1 protein-coding gene is annotated in these 270 nt (G+C 30.4%); it reads left to right on the top strand.

Going from position 1 to position 270, the window contains the following annotated elements; translation table 11 throughout:
- Window positions 1-77: 77 nt before the first annotated feature.
- Window positions 78-270, top strand: a 193-nt coding sequence (locus I6E31_12565; GenBank protein ID MCF2640789.1) for an IS66 family transposase, incomplete at its 3' end; no start/stop codon positions are given.

Raw genomic sequence — 270 nt, 5'->3', positions numbered from 1 at the left:
GGGCTTGGGTCTTTTTTTGTGTCAAAAAATATGCTACAATATCAAAGTAAAATTTGAAAAGAGGGGGGTGAACTTTTATGGAAATTAAAGTTGAAGATTTGTTACGTGAAATTGCTGAACTTAAACTTCAGTTATCTAAAGCTTTAGCTAGAATTGAAGAACTTGAAAAAGAGAATAAAAAATTAAAAGCAGAAAATGCTACTCTTAAAGCTAGACTTGGAATGAATAGTTCTAATAGCAGTTTTCCTCCATCTTCTGATAAATTTGGTA

It is taken from the genome of Fusobacterium varium, from assembly GCA_021531615.1.
GTDB lineage: Bacteria > Fusobacteriota > Fusobacteriia > Fusobacteriales > Fusobacteriaceae > Fusobacterium_A > Fusobacterium_A varium_C.
Note: the sequence above shows the minus strand (reverse complement) of the source record. Positions and strands in the feature narration are given on the sequence as shown.